General features: G+C 64.3%; 15 protein-coding genes. 8 read left to right on the top strand and 7 right to left on the bottom strand.

Annotated elements, in window-relative coordinates; translation table 11 throughout:
* Positions 1–17 precede the first annotated feature (17 nt).
* Positions 18–2,876: a PAS domain-containing protein gene (locus tag EO170_RS00605; protein ID WP_126941765.1), complete on the bottom strand. Its 2,859-nt coding sequence runs from the start codon at positions 2,874–2,876 to the stop codon at positions 18–20.
* Positions 2,877–3,291: 415 nt separating this feature from the next.
* Between EO170_RS00605 and EO170_RS00600 the strand changes: the two genes are divergently transcribed.
* From EO170_RS00600 to EO170_RS00585, 4 genes are all read left to right on the top strand, one after another.
* Complete coding sequence (locus EO170_RS00600; protein ID WP_126941763.1) at positions 3,292–3,756, top strand: MarR family winged helix-turn-helix transcriptional regulator; 465 nt, start codon at positions 3,292–3,294, stop codon at positions 3,754–3,756.
* Between the two features lie 36 nt (positions 3,757–3,792).
* Complete coding sequence (locus EO170_RS00595; protein WP_104582844.1) at positions 3,793–4,977, top strand: FAD-dependent monooxygenase; 1,185 nt, start codon at positions 3,793–3,795, stop codon at positions 4,975–4,977.
* Between the two features lie 410 nt (positions 4,978–5,387).
* Positions 5,388–7,499: a methyl-accepting chemotaxis protein gene (locus tag EO170_RS00590; protein WP_126941761.1), complete on the top strand. Its 2,112-nt coding sequence runs from the start codon at positions 5,388–5,390 to the stop codon at positions 7,497–7,499.
* Positions 7,500–7,884: 385 nt separating this feature from the next.
* On the top strand, positions 7,885–8,289 hold the full coding sequence (locus EO170_RS00585) for a hypothetical protein (RefSeq protein WP_126941819.1): 405 nt from the start codon (positions 7,885–7,887) through the stop codon (positions 8,287–8,289).
* Positions 8,290–8,572: 283 nt separating this feature from the next.
* Here EO170_RS00585 and EO170_RS00580 read toward each other — a convergent pair whose 3' ends face one another.
* On the bottom strand, positions 8,573–9,415 hold the full coding sequence (locus EO170_RS00580; RefSeq protein ID WP_241239364.1) for a PLP-dependent aminotransferase family protein: 843 nt from the start codon (positions 9,413–9,415) through the stop codon (positions 8,573–8,575).
* 569 nt (positions 9,416–9,984) lie between these two features.
* On the opposite strand from EO170_RS00580, the gene EO170_RS21665 reads away from it, so the two are divergent.
* Positions 9,985–10,260 (top strand): carboxymuconolactone decarboxylase family protein, encoded by a 276-nt coding sequence (locus EO170_RS21665; RefSeq protein WP_241239363.1) that lies wholly within the window; start codon positions 9,985–9,987, stop codon positions 10,258–10,260.
* A gap of 390 nt (positions 10,261–10,650) precedes the next feature.
* Here EO170_RS21665 and EO170_RS00570 read toward each other — a convergent pair whose 3' ends face one another.
* The gene (locus EO170_RS00570) at positions 10,651–10,944 is read right to left on the bottom strand and encodes a hypothetical protein (RefSeq protein WP_104582839.1); all 294 of its coding nucleotides are present in this window, start codon (positions 10,942–10,944) and stop codon (positions 10,651–10,653) included.
* Positions 10,945–11,489: 545 nt separating this feature from the next.
* Here EO170_RS00570 and EO170_RS00565 point away from each other — a divergent pair.
* Positions 11,490–12,041: a CPBP family intramembrane glutamic endopeptidase gene (locus EO170_RS00565; RefSeq protein ID WP_126941817.1), complete on the top strand. Its 552-nt coding sequence runs from the start codon at positions 11,490–11,492 to the stop codon at positions 12,039–12,041.
* Positions 12,042–12,159: 118 nt separating this feature from the next.
* Positions 12,160–12,534, top strand: a complete 375-nt coding sequence (locus tag EO170_RS00560) for a nuclear transport factor 2 family protein (RefSeq protein ID WP_126941759.1) — start codon at positions 12,160–12,162, stop codon at positions 12,532–12,534.
* 139 nt (positions 12,535–12,673) lie between these two features.
* Here the strand turns inward: EO170_RS00560 and EO170_RS00555 are convergent, their stop codons facing one another.
* Both EO170_RS00555 and EO170_RS00550 read right to left on the bottom strand, forming a co-directional pair.
* Positions 12,674–14,467 (bottom strand): PAS domain-containing methyl-accepting chemotaxis protein, encoded by a 1,794-nt coding sequence (locus tag EO170_RS00555; protein WP_104582837.1) that lies wholly within the window; start codon positions 14,465–14,467, stop codon positions 12,674–12,676.
* Between the two features lie 317 nt (positions 14,468–14,784).
* Complete coding sequence (locus tag EO170_RS00550) at positions 14,785–15,861, bottom strand: catalase family protein (RefSeq protein ID WP_126941757.1); 1,077 nt, start codon at positions 15,859–15,861, stop codon at positions 14,785–14,787.
* Between the two features lie 290 nt (positions 15,862–16,151).
* Here EO170_RS00550 and EO170_RS21400 point away from each other — a divergent pair, with 290 nt between their 5' ends.
* On the top strand, positions 16,152–16,790 hold the full coding sequence (locus EO170_RS21400; RefSeq protein WP_164740851.1) for a DUF6766 family protein: 639 nt from the start codon (positions 16,152–16,154) through the stop codon (positions 16,788–16,790).
* Between the two features lie 245 nt (positions 16,791–17,035).
* Here EO170_RS21400 and EO170_RS00540 read toward each other — a convergent pair whose 3' ends face one another.
* Both EO170_RS00540 and ligD read right to left on the bottom strand, forming a co-directional pair.
* Positions 17,036–17,845, bottom strand: a complete 810-nt coding sequence (locus EO170_RS00540; protein ID WP_126941755.1) for an OBAP family protein — start codon at positions 17,843–17,845, stop codon at positions 17,036–17,038.
* A 40-nt stretch (positions 17,846–17,885) separates the two neighbouring features.
* Positions 17,886–19,109, bottom strand: a 1,224-nt coding sequence (gene ligD, locus EO170_RS00535; RefSeq protein WP_206513956.1) for a non-homologous end-joining DNA ligase, incomplete at its 5' end; no start/stop codon positions are given.

Here is a 19,109-nt window from a genome sequence, read left to right as displayed (position 1 = left end):
CGTGCTCCACCTCCGCGTCACGGCGCTTTGCGCTCCAGCAGTTGCGCCACACGGCGCTCCAGGTCCACCGCCAGGAATGGCTTGGTCAACACTTCCATGCCCTCGTCCAGCTGCCCGGCGCCCACCGCCGCCGTTGCCGCATAACCGGTGACGAACAGCACCGGCAGTGTCGGCCGGTACTGCCGGCCCGCGTCGGCAACCTGACGTCCGTTCAACCCGCCGGTCAGGCCGACGTCGGTCACCAACAGGTCGATCGCTTCCTGCGAACGCAGGCGCTCCACCGCCGCGCTGCCTTCGGCGGTCTCGATGACACGGTAGCCCGCTTCGCCCAGCACTTCGGACATCAGCACGCGGATCGCGGTTTCATCTTCCACCAGCAGCACCGTGCAGCTCTGCGCCGCCGAGTGCACCGGTTGCTCGCTCGCCGGCACCGTCTCGTCCTGCGGCAGCGCGCCGTTGAAGCGCGGCAGGTACAGCGCCATCGTGGTGCCCACGCCCACCTCCGAGTCGATCCGCACGTGCCCGCCGGACTGGCGGGTGAATCCGTAGATCATCGACAGCCCAAGACCGGTGCCCTGCCCGATCGGCTTGGTGGTGAAGAACGGTTCGAAGACCTTGGACATCACCTCGGCGCTCATGCCGGTGCCGGTGTCCTGCACGCTCAGGCACACGTACTCGCCGACCGGCAGGTCCAACTGCTGGGCGGCTTCGGCCTCCAACACCCGGTTGGCGATACCGATGGTGAGCTCGCCGCCATCGGGCATCGCATCGCGCGCATTGATGCACAGGTTCAGCAGCGCGTTTTCCAGCTGTGGCGCATCCACCAGCACTTTCCAGGCATCGGGTGCGGGGCGCAGCCGCAAGGCAATCGACGGCCCCAGCGTGCGCGCGATGATGTCGTGCATGCCGTGCACCAGTGCCTGCACCTCCAGCGCGGTGGGCGCCAGGGTCTGCCGGCGCGAAAACGCCAGCAGCCGCTGGGTCAACGCGGTGGCGCGCGCGGCGCTGGATTGGGCCATCTCCACATAGCGTTCCAGGCGGTCGTACTTGCCCTGTTCGATCCGCGTCTGCAACAGCTCCAGACCGACGCTGATCGCGGTCAGCAGATTGTTGAAGTCGTGCGCCAGCCCACCGGTCAGCTGGCCAACCGCCTCCATCTTCTGGCTCTGGCGCAGCTTCTCTTCGGCCAGCAGCAGCGCCGCGCTGCGTTCGCGCACACGCTCTTCCAGCGTTTCGGTCAGCTGGCGCAGCTGCTGTTCGGCCAGCCGCTTGTCGGTGATGTCGGCAGCGGTGCCGAACCACTCCACGATCTGCTCGCGTTCGTCCAGCAAGGGGATCGCGCGCATCAGGGTCCACCCCACCTGCTGATCGGCATCCAGCACGCGGTATTCCAGATCCAGCCCGGACTTGTTGACGATCGAATGCGCAATGGCTTCGGACAGCCGTACGCGGTCGTTTGGGTGCACCATCTCCTGCTGCCAGTTCAGGCTCGACGAGAGCGCATCGCTCAGCGCGCCCTCGCCCACCAGCTGGCGAAGCTCGCGCCAATCGGCGGTGGCCGAAAAAATCGATTGCGAGGACGCGCGCACCAATGCATCCAGCCGGCGCTCGCTCTTGCGCAAGGCTTCGCTGGCCAGCCGCTCGGCAGTACGGTCGCGCAACACCTTGACAAAGCCGATCGCCGCACCGGTTTCGTCGCGCAGCACCATCAGCGAACCATTCGCCCAGAAGCGCTGGCCGGACTTGCGCACATGCCAGCGCTCGTCCATGCCGCTGCCGCTTTCCAGCGCCGCCGCTGCCTCGATTAGGATCTGCCGGCGCTCCACGTCTTCCGGGGTGAAGGTGCGCTCCAGCGTCTGGCCGAGCATCTCGGCCTCGCTCCAGCCCAGGATGCGCTGCGCGCCCTCGTTCCAGGACGTCACCAGGCCGTACAGGTCGGTGGCGATGATCGCGTAGTCCATCACGCTGTCCAGGATCTGCCGGTTGCGCACTTCGGCTTCGCGCACCGCGCGTTCCAGGCCGATGCGATCGGTGATGTCCAGGCCCTGCACGAAGACGCCGGAGACGGTGCCGTCGGCACCGGCGATCGGCTGGTAGACCAGGTCCAGCAGGCGCCGCTCCACCCCGCCGCCCGGCTCCACCTGCACGTTGTAGGCGAGCGCGTTGGCCGTGTAGGCGCGCCCGGACTGATACACCTCGTCCAGCAGACGCAGATGCCCCTGCTCGACCAGATCGGGCAAGGCCTCGGCCAGGGGCTTGCCGATCACGTCGCGATGGCCGATCAGGCGCGAATAGCACGGGTTGGCAAACTCCACCCGATGCTGCGGACCGCTCAGGAACGCCATGAACATCGGCGCCTGCTCGAACAAGCGGATCAGCCGCTCGTGTTCATCGGCAAGCCGGTTCTGCGCCACCTTGCGGGCGGTCACTTCGTTGGTCACGCAAAACGCGCCGCCCACGCGTCCATCGTCCAGATAAATCGGCGAGAACGAGAACGTCCACCAGGTGTCTTCCGGCGTGCCGTAGCGGTTCATGCCGATCGGCACTTCATCGAAGCGCGAGGCGCGCCCCGCGAACGCGGCCTCGATCGGCGCACGCACGGCCTCCCAGGCATCGGCCCACAAGTCCCGCAACGGCGCACCCAGGGCGTGCGGCTGCCGCGGCCCCAGGATGGGCGCATACGCATCGTTGTAGAAAAAGGTCAGCGCATCGCCCCACACCACATACATGCTTTCCGGCGAGCTGAGCATCAGGCTGACGGCATTGCGCAACGGCGACGGCCACTGCGTGGTCGGCCCCAGCGAGGTTGCGGCCCAGTCGTATGCGCGCACGGCCTGGGCCATGGCGCTCTGGCCATAAGGAAACGGCGCGCTCATGCGGCGCCCGGGCGTGCTGCCGTCCAGCGGCAGGCGTCATGCGTGCAGCGCGCAACGCGGTGTGCGGCCAGCTTACCAGTCACCCAAACAAGCATCTTTGACAAAACCATTGAAGAGGAATCAGGGGCCAACGCCGCGCATCGCCGGCCGGCAGGGCCGGACATGCCGGCCTGACCTGCCAGCGCAACGCCCTCCGGCATCGCCGTCGGCACCGCGCGCAGCGTGCAGCGCCCGCCTACGTTACAACACCCAGGTGGCTGACGTGACCCGACTGCGCGCCGCCCACCGCACCGCGCGCGTCGCTGCCCGGCATGCTTGGCTGGGAGACCTCGCCATGGCGCGCAGACGGTGCCCCGTGGCGCGGGTGCCCGGATAAAATCGCCACCTGGCCCAAAGGCGTGGCACGGTAACGCAGATGCAGGATCGCGACATACTCATTCACCCCCTGGCCGCGGTAGCACCGGGGTATCTGGCCAACCATGCTGCGCGGGTCTTCAATCGCCTGGTGGATGCGCAACTGCGGCCGCACGGCATGTCGCTGGCACTGATCGGGCCGATCATGCTGCTGTCCTGGAAAGGGCCGATGCTGCAACGCGACCTGGTGATCGCCTCGGCCGTGAAGCAGCCGGCAATGGTGGCCCTGCTGGACAAGCTGGAGGGCCTGAAGCTGATCAAGCGCGCCCCGACGCCGCAGGACCGCCGCGCCGCGGTGGTGTCGCTCACGCCTGCCGGGCGCAGGATCGCCGAGATCGGCGGCAGGATCCTGACCGATCTGAATGCCGATGCGCTGAAAGACTTCTCCCCCGAGGAGGCGCAGCAGACCGTCGCGTTCATGCAGCGCCTGATCGCCAACCTGGAGCAGCGCGACCAGGGCATGTAATATCACCTCTGATATTAATTCTTCGGGTGATCTGTCATGCCGCGTCGCATCCTCATCACCGGCGCAAGTGTCGCCGGCAACACCGTGGCGTGGGCACTGGCCCAACAAGGCCTTGAGGTCACTGTCGTCGAGCAGGCTGAACAGTTTCGCGATGGCGGCCAGAACATCGACGTGCGCGGCGTCGGCCGCGAGGTCCTGCGGCGCATGGGCCTGGAGCAGGCCGCACTCGACCACGGCACCGGCGAGGAAGGCACCGCCTGGGTCGACGAACACGGCCACGCGGTGGCGACCTTCAAGACCGACGACATCGACGGCGATGGCCCGACCGCGGAACTGGAAATCCTGCGTGGCGACCTCGCCCGCCTGCTCTATGCGGCCGCCCGCCAGCACGCGGAGTATCGGTTCGGCGACCGCATCGCCAGCATCGCCGACGACGGCAATGCCGCCACCGTCCACTTCCAGAGCGGGCACAGCGAGCGCTTCGATGCCGTCATCGTCGCCGAAGGGGTCGGCTCGGCCACGCGCGAGCTGCTGTTTCCCGGCGAGAACGCGCCGCGCTGGATGGATCTGACCATCGCCTACTTCACCATCGCACGCACCGCCGACGATGACCGCCTGTGGCGCTGGTATCACACCACCGGCGGGCGCAGCATCTCCTTGCGCCCGGACCGGCACGGCACCACGCGCGCCATGCTCTCGCTGCAGAAAGCCTCAGAGGGCGAACAGGACTGGGACGTGGCGACCCAAAAGGCCTACTTGCGCGAACGTTTCGCCGACGCCGGCTGGCAGGCGGCGCGGGTGCTGGACGGCATGGACAGCACCGAGGATTTCTACTTCGACGCCTTGCGGCAGGTCCGCATGCCGCGCTGGCACGCCGGCCGTGTCGTGCTCACCGGCGACGCGGCCTGGTGCGCAACCCCGCTGGCCGGCATCGGCGCCACCCTGGCAGTCACCGGTGGCTATGTGCTGGCCAATGAGATCGCACGCGCCCAGACGCTGGAACAGGCGTTTGCCGCCTACGCCGCGGCCATGCGGCCGATGGTCGACAAGGGCCAGGGCGTGCCGAAGATCGGCCCACGGCTGATGAATCCGCACAGCCGGCTTGGCATCCAGCTGTTGCACGGCGCACTGAAATTCGCCAGCCAGCCCAGCATCCAGAACATCGCCACCAAGCTGATGACGCCGTCGATGCAGGCGCCGGACCTGTCGCGCTACGACTGAACCAAATGGATCAGTGGCTGCGCTGCCATGGCGGCAGTGCGCGTGCTGAGCTCCACACCGGCCATCGGCCGCAGTTCCCTCGCAGGCCGCCTCCCCGCGCCACACCTCATCGAGCTGGATCGGCGTATCTCCGGGGGCTGAGAGGCGCCGCAGCGCGTCACTTCGGCCATGCCCGCCGCTTGCGACCTCGCCCGCCCTGGCCAGGCGCCAGCGCGAGGCCAACCGTGGATGAATCCCTCCGGCCAGATGGTTTCATTTCCGATGGCCGAAGCCGCTAACGAACAGGTCGAGACATCCTTCGTGCAGCGGCAACGCTGCCGGCCCCATCGGTGTCCCGGGCGCATCGCCTCCCAGCTGTTGCTGGGATTCTCCCCGCTCTTCCGCTCGCCGGATCACCGATCAAACTCCCTATGTCCCTGCTTTCGAATCTGCGTATCGGTCAGCGCCTGGCCCTCGGCTTCCTCGCGATCATTGTCCTGATGGTGATCCTCACCGTCGTCGGCATCCAGCGCGTGCGCAGCATCGACCAGCAGCTCACCGCCATCAACGAAGTGAACAGCGTCAAGCAACGCTATGCGATCAATTTCCGCGGCAGCGTGCACGACCGCGCGATCGCCCTGCGCGATGTCGTGCTGCTGGACGACCCGGCAGACCGGCACACGGCAGAGCAATCGATCGACAAGCTCGCCGCGGACTACGCCCGCTCCGCCAAGCCGCTGGACGACATGATCGCGACCTCCACGGACGCGGAAGAAAAGGCCATCCTGCAGCGGATCAAGGCCATCGAGCAGCGCACCATGCCGTTGATCGCGCAGGTGCGTGCGTTCCGCGATGGCGCCGACAAGCCGCATGCCGAACAACGCCTGCTGCAGCAGGCGCGCCCTGCCTTCGTCGCCTGGCTGGCCAGCATCAACGCCTTCATCGACCTGCAGGAAGCCAAGAACCGCGCGGCTGCCAAGGATGCGGTCACCACTGCCCGCGGCTTTGCGATGCTGATGGTGGTCTCCACCGTCATCGCCTTGCTGCTGGGCGCAACGATTGCGTTGTTGCTGACCCGCAGCGTGGTGCTGCCGTTGCGGCAATCGCTGCGTCTGGCCGAGCGCATCAATGACGGCGACCTGCGCAGCCAGGACCTGCCCACCAGCAAGGACGAATCCGGCCAGCTGCTGCGCGCCATGCAGCAGATGCAGCGCCGCCTGCAGGATGTGATCTCCGCCCAACGCAGCATGGCGGCCCGCCACGATGCCGGCGAGATCAGCTACCGCACCGACGCCCAGCAGTTCCCCGGTGAATACGGGCACATGGTGCAGGACACCAACGCCCTGGTGCATGCGCACGTGCAGACCCAGCTGCGCATGACCGAGGTCATGGGCAGCTATGCCATTGGCGACCTGGCACCGGAAATCGAGCAATACCCCGGCGAAAAGGCCGCCATCACCGCCACCATGCAGCAGGTCAAGCAAAACCTGCGCGCCATCAACGCGCAGATCCAGCAGCTCACCCAGGCTGCATGCGCCGGCAACTTCGCGCTGCGCGGCCAGCCGGAAAAGTTCGAGCACGACTTCCGCCTCATGGTCGAAAACCTCAACACCATGATGGCCACCTCCGATACCAACCTGGCCAGGTTTTCCGACCTGTTGCGGTGCATCGCCGATGGCGACCTGACCGTGCGTATGACCGGCAACTTCCACGGCGTGTTCGCCTCCATGCGCGACGATGCCAACAGCACAGTGCATCGCCTGACCGACATCGTCACGCATATCCAGACCACCTCCAACAGCATCGGCTTTGCCACCGAAGACATCGCCAGTGGCAACCAGGAACTGTCCCGCCGCAGCGAACAGCAGGCCGCCAGCCTGGAAGAAACCGCCGCCTCGATGGAAGAGTTGACCTCCACCGTCAAGCAGAATGCCGAGCACGCCGGCCGTGCCAATCAGCTCGCGCTGGGCGCCGCCGCCATCGCCTCGGAAGGGCGCGACGTGGTCGGCCAGGTCATCGAACAGATGTCCGGCATCGAGGCCTCGTCCAGGCGTATCGCCGACATCATCTCGGTCATCGACGGCATCGCCTTCCAGACCAACATCCTCGCCCTCAATGCCGCCGTCGAGGCCGCACGCGCCGGCGAACAAGGCCGCGGTTTTGCCGTGGTGGCTTCGGAAGTGCGCACCCTCTCGCACCGCTCATCGGACGCCGCCAAGGAGATCAAACGCCTGATCGACGACTCCGTGCAACGCGTCGCCGACGGTGCAACGTTGGTGCACAAGGCCGGCACCACCATGGGCGAGGTCGTCACCAGCGTCCAGCACGTCACCGACATCATGGGCCACATCTCCGCCGCCTCGCTGGAACAGGCCGGCGGCATCGAACAGGTCAATCGGACCATCGCCCAGATGGACGAAACCACCCAACAAAACGTCAGCCTGGTCGAAGCGGCGAGCACCGCCGCACGTTCGCTCGAAGCGCATTCGACGCAACTGACGCGGGCGGTCGAGGTATTCAAGGTCAATGCGTCGGTGATCTAACCGGGCGGATAGCGTGGCCTGCCGCCGGTCCGGACCAGAGCCGACGTGCAGCGATTGGTGATCGGCCAACCTGCGCCGCCCGGCGCCGGATGGCCGCTCGGGTAAAGGGGGAAAACGACAACGGCAATCGCACGGGGATGCCGGGACGAGGTGGATCGGCCGCTGATGCGCTGGTTCATGACATCCCGGCTCGCCGGGTCACACAGTGTCGTTGCCAGGTACACAGATCAGTCGGCCCGCCTTCGCTGCCAGCGCTCGCACACTGCTGGCGCCTGCGCGAGAGCACCACGGCGAAGTGACGCCACATCGCCGTGATGTGATTGCTACCCAGGTGCAGCTCGCCGAACATCAGCTTTTATTTGGACAACATGCGAGCATGACCGCCATGCAACGTATCCGCCTCTTCCGCAGACCAGTACTTGTAACGCTTCTGGCCGTTTCACTTGCCGGATGCGCGGCGGCTGGCCCCATCACTGCCCGGCCCATCGAAGGTCCTGTACGGCTGGGAGACATCGCGGCGGTCGATGGCCCCAGGGTACGTCCCGACCGCGTCATCGAAGACAGCCGTTGCCCGGCCGAGGTGCAGTGCGTCGTGGCGGGCCGGTTGATCGTCAGGGCAACCGTGCTCGGCGGGGGCTGGTCCAAACAGATCGATCTCACGCTTGGCGTGCCGGTGCCTGTCGCCGATGGCCAGTTGACGTTGGTCGACGCCACTGCTCCACCAGCAGACTCGGCAACGGCCTCCACGTCGGCCATGCGCTTCACCTTCCGCTTTCAGGGTGGCCGTTAATCACACTACTTCAGACCCTCGGCGATGCAGCACGAACACGGGGTCCTACAGGTGCCAGCACGTCATCCAGCGCTGCTCGTAGCCGTTGAACCGAGGCATATGCCTGCTCTCGCGTTGCAAAGCTCGAGAATCCCATGAGCAAACCGCCCGTCGATGAGGGCCGGATTCGCCACCTGCTCAATGCCTGAAGTGGCAGTCCGTGGGATTGGGCGGCCTGCGCCAGCAACGCATCATGTTGCCCTGTCGCGGGATAGGCCAGCACCTGGAGTCCGCCTGCCTGGGGCTAGATCGCCATGCGGGAACCAAAGATATCGGTGAGCGCATCGACCAAATAGCTGCGCCTCTGACTGTAGAGCGCACGCATCTTGCGCAAGTGACGGGAGAAGTGCCCTTGCTCCATGAACTCGGCGACCGTGGCCTGTGAAACGAAGGATCCCACGCCGCCAAGCTGCCCGGCTGCCCCGGTGAAACGTTCGATCTGGGCCTTGGGGACAACCAGATAGGCCAGGCGAAGACCAGGGAAAAGCACCTTGCTGAAAGACCCCGTATAGAGCACGCGATCATTGTCATCCAGGCTCCCGAGCGCCGGGAGGGGCCTGCCGTGGTAACGAAATTCGCTGTCGTAGTCGTCTTCTATCACCCATCCATTGGCCTGGCTGGCCCAGTCCAGCAGTTGCAGGCGGCGAGGCAATGACAGTGCCACGCCCGTCGGGCTTTGATGGGCAGGTGTGACCACGGCGAATCGAGCCCCGGGGCTTTGCTCAAGACCTTCGCCTACGTTCAAGCCCTCCTCGTCTACTGGCACCGGCTGCAGCTGCAACCCGTAGCGCTGCAAGAATTGACGGGCGAACAGATAGCCTGGATCTTCGTACCAGCCGGCATCCCCTGTTTTCAGCAGGGTGCGACAGATCAAGTCCAGGGCACCCGGGTAGCCTGAAGTCACGAACACCTGCTCGTAAGTGCAGGCAACGCCTCGAGAGCTGACCAGGTAGTTGGCAATGGCACGGCGTAGTGGCTCATAACCTGCCGCTTCGGGGTAGGCCATGGCTGCCGTATCCAGCGAGCGCAGATGGCGCCCCGCCAGGCGTTTCCACACCTTGCTGGGGAATGCATCGAACGCCGGCACGCCGAGTTGGAAGGGCCTGCTGGGCACGCCTGCAGACGACGTGTCCAGCGAAGGCGCCGCGCGCGGCGGAGAGTGACGCTGACGCCGGCCAGCGCCCACGCTGCATGCCATGGGCGACACCACGGTTCCGGCTGCCCCCCTGGTCAGAAGGTATCCCTCACTCAAGAGCAGCTCGTAAGCCTTCTCTACCGTTCCACGCGCAACCCCCACTTCGCTGGCAAGAGTGCGTACCGAAGGCACCCGGTCACCCGGGCGCAGCCCGCCTTACGCAATTGCGTCCCGGTAGCGCCAATACAACTGCAGAAACATCGGCAAGTCGCGCGCCGGCTCGCACTGCCCCCTGTCACTCATGTCCTACTCGAATCTTCAATTCTTGCCCCATCCAGCCAGGACATCAGTCTCCTAAAGTAGCCGTGGTCGCACAAGATGCGGCTGAAGTTCCGCCGGGCACCCGAACATTGCTCGCCGCTCATTCCTGTTCTGCGGCCCCATTGGCGCAGCGGCAGCGGCAGCGGGTTTGCCTCCTAAAAACGGCTGCTTGCTGCCACTGACTCAAGACTGGATTCTGCGTGAACACACGTCGTTTGCCTTACCAAACCCTATCTCCAGAAGCCTATAAGGGATTTGGCATCACCAAGAAGGCACTGGAGAAGAGCAGCCTCGGCAAGCCCTTGATTGAACTTGTCTACCTGCGCGTTTCGCAACTCAACGGCTGCGCCTTCTGCCTGGAAATGCACGCTGCTGCGTTACGTGCCAGCGGCATGCCCGACGCCAAGTTGGACAGCCTGGCCGGGTGGCGGGTGAGTCCGCACTTCAGCGAACGTGAGCGCGTGGCCCTGGAGTAGACCGAGTCACTGACAGATATCGCAAACAGCCGAGCCCCTGACGATGACTTTGCTCTTCTGAAAGCCCATTTCAGTGACGCCGAGATCGCTGACCTGAGCTTTGCCATCGCGCTGATGGCCGCCTTTAATCGTTTGGCGATTGGCATGCGTCAGTAAAGTCCAGCGCGTCGATGCAGGCTGCCCGCTCTGTCTCGCAACGCTGACAGCGCATCAGGGCTCAGAACAGGCGCTTGGCGGCCGGCTAGCGCCCGGCGCCAACACACTGCACTGCTGGCGACTGCTCATTGTTGCCTTCGCTGATCCAGGCGCGGCGTATGACTACGCTTCGCACTGGATGGCCAGGTGCTGTGCATCAAGCGGATGGCAAGCGCTGCCTTGCAGTAGCCCAGGCTAGGATTGACCTCTGGCCTGGGGAAAACAGCGCTCCATTCGATCCGTCCACGCTGCCAGCTGCTCGAGCGTATACGCCTCGATGGGCTTTGCCATTGTCGACGCGGCTTTATGTTGTGAAGCAGTTGCAATCAACGACGAAGAAAGGCGATCCCAGCAACGCATGAGCAGCACGGGAGATGGATGCGAAGCAACCACTGCCTCAAGCACCGCACCTTGAGCCACCCTTGCTGCCTGCAGGTCGCTCAACGCATCCACAACCGCTGTCATCCATTGCTCGTTCAACTGCTCCATACCTGTCAACAACGCTGTGGGAAGCGCATAGCGTATCCGGATCCACAGGCTATTGGTGGCGCCATGTGTTCCTCGTTGCAAACACAGCTGAACCAGCAAGGTGATGCGGGGTTCAAGCAGAGCGTTGGCCCGACATACGTCTGCAGGCACCGGTGGCCGGCGCAGTCGCTGCGGCATAGACCCATCGCGCGAAGAGATACATGCCAGTGCTACACCGGGCGGGCGTGTTGATGATCGACGCCGGCTGACTGCCTGCGTCATTGGCCGGCCCCATGACGGTGACCGGATCATGGCCGAGACCCTGTCCATGCACCATCCCTCTTCGCAGATAGCAGCCCATGCCCTCTGGCACAGGACGCTTGTCGCTCCTGTTGCTACCGTTCAAGGACCTACTCGATCCTCCTTCCAGCATGTTTCAACAAGGCGACGCAACCGCATATCCCCGCCCGGGCAGTCCTGCGCTGGGACATCCTTTGGCACGCATCGCAGCGATCGCAGTCATCCTCGCGCTGGCACACTACCGCTGGTTGCAGTTTCCCTGGCGGATGCCGGTGGTCGGCGTACTAGGGATCGCGTTGGTCTGGCTGGAAACGCGCTCGCTGGGTGCCTGCGGACTGCAGCGCCGGTCCTTTCGCGCCTGGCTTGGCTGGACACTGCTGCTGCTCGCGCTCGTCATCGGCTTGGTCAATCCGTTCGTACAACCGCTGATCGATGCCCTGACCGGGACCAAGGCCGATTACAGCGGCTACGGTGCATTGCGTGGCAACTTCAACGCGGCCGCCCAGCTGGCAGGCGGTGCCTGGCTCAGCGCCGCGCTGGGCGAAGAACTGGTCTTCCGTGCGTTCTTGACGCACCACCTCGATCACGTGCTGGGCCGCTACCGTGGGGGCCAGGTGATGGCGGCAGTGGCAGGGGGAGCACTCTTCGGCGCGATGCACCTGAGCCAAGGCATCTCGGGGGTGCTGCTGACCGGGCTTGTCGGCGCCTTGTTTGGCTATGTCTACCTGCGATCAGGACGCAACCTGTGGGCGACGGTCCTGGCGCATGGGTTGATCGATACCTGGGGCATTGCGACGCTGTACCTGGGTTGGTATTAGGAAGCACGCGCCATGATCCGCTTGCTCCAGTGCTTGACTGCCAGGAGTCCTTGCCACGTCGTCCGCACCTGCTGTGCGATGACGACTTGCCTTCCCGACATGAGCAGATTGCCCAGACATGACCACCGATAACGTGCTCTCGATCGTCCAGGCGCAGCTGGACGCCTACAACGCCAAGGATATCGATGCGTTGCTGGCGACCTATGCCGACGATGCCGAGCATTACACCCTGCACGGCCCCCGACTGGCGAAAGGACACGCCATGCTTCGCGAGCGCTTTCTCGCCCGCTTTGAAGAGCCGGACCTGCATGCGCGGCTGTTGTCGCGGACCGTCGTCGGCAACATCGTCGCCGATTCGGAGCTGATCACCCGCAACCTTGCTGACGGGACCAGTCTTGTTGAGATGCTCTGCATCTACGAGGTGGCCGATGGAAAAATCCACAGGGCCTCATTCGCTACCGGCGCACGTATTGGCACTGCACCTGCGCGATGAAACATCCCAGGCGAGCGGTTTGCACCGTGCGCCTTTTCAGGCCGAGCGTAAAAAAGCCAGCGACTGCATTCTGGTTTTCAGCGCACCGCCCTGCATTCCGGCATCACCAGGTCGCAGGGCGGCGCGCTGGCTGCATGCGTCATGCAGCCAGTGCGAGCTTCGCCTTGCCACTGACGCTGCGTGAACTGTTCGCAACACTCTCCACCAGCGCGGTCGCCTGATCTTCCAGTGCGCGGGCCGACGATGCCATGGTGTCGACGAGCGCGGAGTTTTGCTGCGTGGCCGCATCCATCTGGGAGATGGTTTGATTGATCTGCTCGATGCCGGCGCTCTGCTCGTGACTGGCCGCCGCAATGCCACCCATGATGTCGTTGACCTGCCTCACCGACGACAGCAGCTCTTCCATGGCCTTGCCCGCCACGTTGACCTGCTCCGCGCCCTGCCCCACCTTCGCGCCTGAATCGGCGATCAGGTCGCGGATCTCCTTGGCGGCCATGGTGCAGCGCTGAGCAAGGCTGCGCACCTCCGAAGCGACGACCGCAAAGCCGCGTCCCTGCTCGCCTGCCCGCGCCGCTTCCACGGCCGCATTCAGGGCAAGGATGTTGGTCTGAAACGCGATGCCGTCGATGACGGTGATGATTTCGCCGATCTTGCGCGATGACGCCTGGATCGCTGCCATCGTGCTGACCACCCCATTGACCAGCTCGCCGCCATGCAGCGCGGTCTCTGCGGCCTGGCTCGCCAGCGAATTGGCCTGACGCGCGCCTTCGGCGTTCTTGCGAACGATGCTGGTCATCTCCTCCATGGAACTTGCGGTTTCCTCGAGGGCGGCCGCCTGCTGTTCCGTGCGCCGTGACAGGTCATCGTTGCTGCGCACGATATCGCCTGCCGCGTTGCTGAGCGTGTTTGCCACCTCGCCCAACTGACGTCCGGCTTCCACGTCCATCAACGCGCCCACCGCGCGCAGTGGCGTGCCATCTGCCGCGCGCTTGGTCAGACCGCGTGCGCGGAACCAGCGGTACTGGCCGTTCTTGAGCTGCAGGCGATACTCGATGTCGAAGTTGGTGCGGCCACTGCGGTCGTTCAGATGCGCTGCGAACGCATTCAGAGAACGCTCCTTGTCTTCCGGGTGAAGCCGTGACGCCCAGCTATCGAGCACATTGGGGAACTCCTGCTCGGACTCGAAGCCAAGCAGGTGGCGAAACTGCTGCGACCACCAGAACTCGTTGCTCGGATTGATCGGGTCACCCGCGATCACGCTCATGTCCCACAACCCATCGCTGAGCATCTGCGAGCCGAGCTCGAAGCGCGTCAGCGTGATGTCGAGGAACTGCTCCCGCTCACGGCGCTCGGTGATGTCGGTGAGCGAACCGGCCACACGCAGCGGCAGGCCTTGCGCATCGCGCTCGGTCGTGCCGAATGCGCGGAACCAGCGGTATTCGCCGGACTTCAGGCGCAGGCGGTTTTCCACGTCGTAGGGAGTGCGACCACTGCGATCGGCAAGGTGCGCCGCGAAGGCATCCAGCGTCGGCTGCTTGTCGTCCGGGTGCAGGCACGCGACCCAGCTGTCCAGGACATTGGGGAAATCCTGTTCGGACGCAAAACCCAGCAGCCGGCGCATCTGCGGCGACCACCACACCGGGCTGTCCGGATGCGTGGGATCTCCGCCGATGACGCCGATATCCCAGAGCCCGTCAGTGGTGCCGCTGGCGACCAGTTCGAAGCGCCCCTCCAGATGGCGCAACGCGGTCGTCGCCTCTTCCGCCCGGGCCTGTGCCAGATCGCGTTCCTGCTGCGCCGCATGCAGCGACTCGGCCAGCTTCCTGAGAAGCAGAGCCGGCCCGTTGTTCGGCCATTGCGCAGTGCCGCCGTTCAACGTGGCATCAACCGCTTTGGTCAGCGCGTCCACCTTGTGGCTGTCGGAGAAAAACATGGCGACCTCTGCTACTTGCGTTAGGGATGCGTCCCTAGCGGCAGCGATCGGTCCTTCTTGAGAGTGGTGTCTCGATCTGACAGCCCGGTTGGGTCCAGCATTCAGCTGGACGCGACCGGCAGCGCTGTTGGAGAGGGGCTGACACCTGCAACTTCCTTGCCACGCGGGGCCGGGCCAACACCGGCACGCCAAGTGGACTGACGTCGTCGTCCATCTCTTGCGAGTTCTCAAACACTCCTGGCTGGCAGCTGCAGTCCGGGGCACGCAGACCACGCGGAGGCCTCGGGGCCACACGGCAAGGTCAAGCAACGACCGCGCTAGACGCCAGTTGGCTCGTGGATCGGGCAGCGATTGAACTCGGCGCGGAATCGGCGTGATGCTGCCATCACGACACGGCGCGCCCGGTTGATGGCGCCCAGCGGCCGGTGAGCGGCCAAGGCATGCCACGGCGAGAAGGCGATGCGGTCTTCCAGCGGTTGCGAGTTCTCCCCGTCCCAGCCGGCCTGGCGCTCGACGACCACACGCGCCACTGCGACAAAGGGGCTGATGGATTGCGGCCACTCCGTCGAGGCATCCTCGACCGGCATCTTGTCCACATCCCGGCACAGCTGCACGCGCAGCTCCCACTCGGCTGGGCTGTCCAGGGTGCTGATGGCGTGATGAACGGCATCGCGTTGCGCGTCCTGGGAGTCGCCCACGTCCTCACCATCCAGTGCGAGGAGGTTGCTGGACACCGGCGCAAGCGAGAACTTGGCGATATAGCGGCCGTAGAGATACGGCACCTGCGAAAAGAAGGTTTCGCCCAGCGGATGAATCTGCGGCTGCCCGCCCAGCTGCTTGATGCTGCCACTTCCAGCGCCGATCTTCTCAAGGCTGTTTTCCACCCCTCGAAGCACTTTTGAGAGCGCTGCCTTGGCACGTGGCGCCTTCTCAGTGGTCGTCGCAAGAACACGAAAATTACGCAGAAAACCGTCAGGACCCGGCGTGGTGAAGGAAGGGCCATTGACCATCAAAAAATCCTGACTGTGCTTTTCGTCTCCACCCTCCACGCGCTCGCCACTCACGCCCAAGACCTTCAACGCCAATGCACGCGGAGTCGAAACCGCATCGCTCAACTGTTCTGCAGGCGGCGATGACAAGCGGATATATGAATCGTATTGCCCGGGTTCTGCGAACAGGCCTTGCCGTAGCTCTTCCGGCAGATCGTTGAACACGGTGAGTTTGGCGGTCAGCAGGCCCTGCCCTTTCGCATGGACCGCGCGGTGCGCATGCCCCTCCTTCTCAGCCACGGTCGTTGCCATGTCAACGAACAGCGCTTCCAGGGAACGGATGGTTTCCTGCTCACTGACGCTGGGCGTTTCCAGATCGGGGCGGTATTCGACGGGCGGGTTCATGCGGTTCCTGGCTTTATGGCTGGTAAGGCCACTGTGCTACACGCCCTGTTTACGCCCCGTCGAAACCAGCAAGCGGATCAACGGTGGATGCTGCACATGTCGCCTTGCCCGGCCGCCACCGATGGGCGCTCCTGCCCAAGCCCGCCATGCTCACCGACCTGATCAACGCGGCAGGGTTCCCAGATCCCGGAGTGCCCGTTGAGGGGCGGCACGCGATGCCGCTCCTTCACGAATTCCTGCGCTGGCGGGACTAACGTAGGATCGCTCGCTTACCTCTAGGGCGTATGGGCATGTGGAAACGAAATGGCTTATCGATCGTGCTCCTCTTCTTGCTTCTCTGCTTCTTTGGAGGCCAGGTGTGGACCGGCTTCCTGGCACACAATCAAGAACTCGCTGATAAGCACCGTGCGACATTGGATCTGTGGAACTACCTGCACAGCGGGCACTTCGTCAGCGCCACCTTCGAGAACTGGGAAAGCGAGTTTCTTCAGATGGGCATGTATGTCCTGCTGACCGTCAGCCTCCGCCAGAAGGGCTCGGCTGAATCACGCCCCTTGGACGAAGCTCAGGAAAAACAGCGCATCGAGGCTGGAACGACGCCTTGGGCCGTTCGCAAAGGTGGGATCTGGAAGACCTTGTATGGTCATTCCCTGGCAATTGCCTTCGGGGCCCTGTTCCTCATGAGCTTCTCCTTGCACCTGGCGGGCAGCTGGCGTGCGGAAGTCGATGAGCAGGTGGCGCTTGGACAGCCTGCCCCCACGTGCTGGGAACACCTCTGGAGCAGCAGCTTCTGGTTCGAGTCCTTCCAGAACTGGCAAAGCGAATTTTTGGCTGTGCTCTCATTGGTCATCTTGACCATCTTCCTACGCCAGAAGGACTCGCCTCAGTCAAAACCACTGGCCGCCCCGCACAGCCAGACGGGCGATTGAGGGAGTCAGGCCGTCCCGCTTTGCTGATCATCCACATGTCCCCTGTCTTGTCACTTTGCCGGGGCCAGCAGGGGTAGATAAAACGCGCAGAAGAGCCGCGTTTACGAGATCCGCTTCATGCACGATAGTCCGGGCTTGGCGAGGACCCGCGTCACCCAGCGGCCCCTATCAACAGACTGCAAGCACCATGCGAGCGGAGCGTGCGCCGGGTGTGGCCGACCACGTCCCACTCAGGCACTGCACAGCTACCGGTCGGTCGAACCATTGGACGTCGCGTTCTCCTTCCGATCGGAGGGCTGCTTATCCCGGCTCTCGGCTCCGTGCGCGTGTCCACCGCTTGGGTCCTGGATTTGGATCACCGTCCCCTGTTGCCAGGCGTCTGCCCCCGGATCTATGTTCGGCACGGGGATATCGGTGCGACGCTTTCGCTTGTCCTCGCTACTGACGCCAAGCCGCGCATCGCGAGTGGCCACCATCTCCGGGTTTGCTTGACCATCGGCAGTGAAGCCCATCATCAACTGCGGCATGCCTCGCGGAAGGTCCTTGTCCAAGTCGGTGTGCCAGGTGTGCCAGGTTTTCCCGTACGTGCGGATGAGCTTTTCCATGAGCTCATGCTCGGCCACCTCCGGGATCCCTGGCGCAACCAGCTGCCCCGATGTCACCTCCTGGACGTGGCTATGCCAGAGCGCCTTCTCCTGCTCAGGCAGGCCCGCGAACAGCTTCTCACTGATGATGTACTCCACGCCCATGAGCTTGGCGTCTTTCACATTGCCATCGTAGATGGTGCACTGGATGACATCCTCATTGAGGATTGAGCAGTAGTGATGCGCCTCCATCTGCGCCTTCATCTGACCATTGTAGAAATGAAAGCCGTCCAGGTAGGCGTTGACGGCATCGATCGGCGGCCGATCCTGCATCACTGCCGCACCTGTTTCCAGGGCCTTCGTCTTGGCCGTTTCCTCCGCTCCAGGCGCTTGGACACTGGACTGGGTGTTTCCGCCCCCGCACGCGGTTAGGACGACGGCGGCCGCAGCGGATAGGATGGATCGACGCATCGGTTTCTCTCCCAAATCAGTATCGAGGCAGGCGGCCAGGTCAGGCGTCTTGCGCCCACCGGGCCAGGTTTTGCTGGATCGTGTTGATGTCCGCCCAAGGATCTTTCTTGCGTCTGGCCAACTTCGCCGGCACGTCCTTCATGGTGAACGCGTCCGCACGGGTCAGCTTGGCAAGCTCGCTCCAGGCGATGGGCATGGCCACCGGGGCGCCAGGGCGACCGCGCAGGGAATACGACGCGACCGCTGTCGCCCCGCGGCCGTTACGCAGGTAGTCCACAAAAATGCGTTTGTTGCGAAGGCTCTTGGTTGACGTGGCCAAAAAGCGGGTCGGCTCCGATTGTGCCAACGCGTCGGCGAACCCCTTGGCAAAGCGCTTGGTCAGGTCCCAATCGCATCCCGGGTTCAACGGCACCACCACGTGTAACCCCTTCCCTCCTGACACCCGCAGGAACGACGCCAGTTCCAGCTGTTCGAGCAGCTTGCGGATATCCACGGCTGCCTTTTTGACTTCGGAAAAGGGCACGTCAGGGCCGGGATCCAGGTCAAAGACGACGCGGTCGGCCCGATCGGGCGCTTCCGCGTGGCTGCCCCACGGGTGGAACTCCAGCGCGTTGAACTGCACCAGCTCAAGCAGGCTTGCCGCGTCCCTGACCACCAGGTAGTGGGCGTTGATCCCGCTGTCTTCTTTCAGCCGCACCGCATCCACGAGCTCCAGGCCGGCGGTGTGGTGCTTCTGGAAGAAGCACGGTTTGGCGGTACCGCTGGGGCACCGGATGATCGACAAGGGGCGGCCGATGACCTCGGGCAACACGTGGTCGATCACGTCGGTGTAGTAATCCCACACGTCCTGCTTGGTGGCCTTGATGTCAGGAAAGATCACCTTGGTCGGACTGGACAGCCGAGGGGGCGTGCGGCCTCGGGTTCCTGTCGGGGCCGTGCTGTGCTTTGAAGCATTGCCGTGCTTTGAATCGCTCTTGAGCTGCTTGCCAGGGGGTTTGAGCTTGGAGGCGTCGACGGGCTCTTCGACTGCGGCAGCCCTGTCGGAGTCCGCCAAATCGGCCACATCCTTGTCTCGCCTGACCGCCTTGAGCGAGGCCTGGCGCAGCAATTGCTGCCCGCCGATGCCGCGATAAAACACCTCCACCACAAACCTCGGCTCAAACCACGTGGCCGAGCGAAGGTCGGTGTCCTTGGTGGGAACATGAGCACTAGGCGTCTTTCCGCCGGCTTGGCCAACCAGTTGGCCCACCTCGTTGATCAGCGC

The organism is Xanthomonas sp. BRIP62409 (genome assembly GCF_003992965.1).
Taxonomy (GTDB): Bacteria; Pseudomonadota; Gammaproteobacteria; order Xanthomonadales; family Xanthomonadaceae; genus Xanthomonas; species Xanthomonas euroxanthea.
The sequence above is the reverse complement of the archived record's forward strand: the minus strand, read 5'-3'. Positions and strand labels throughout refer to the sequence as shown.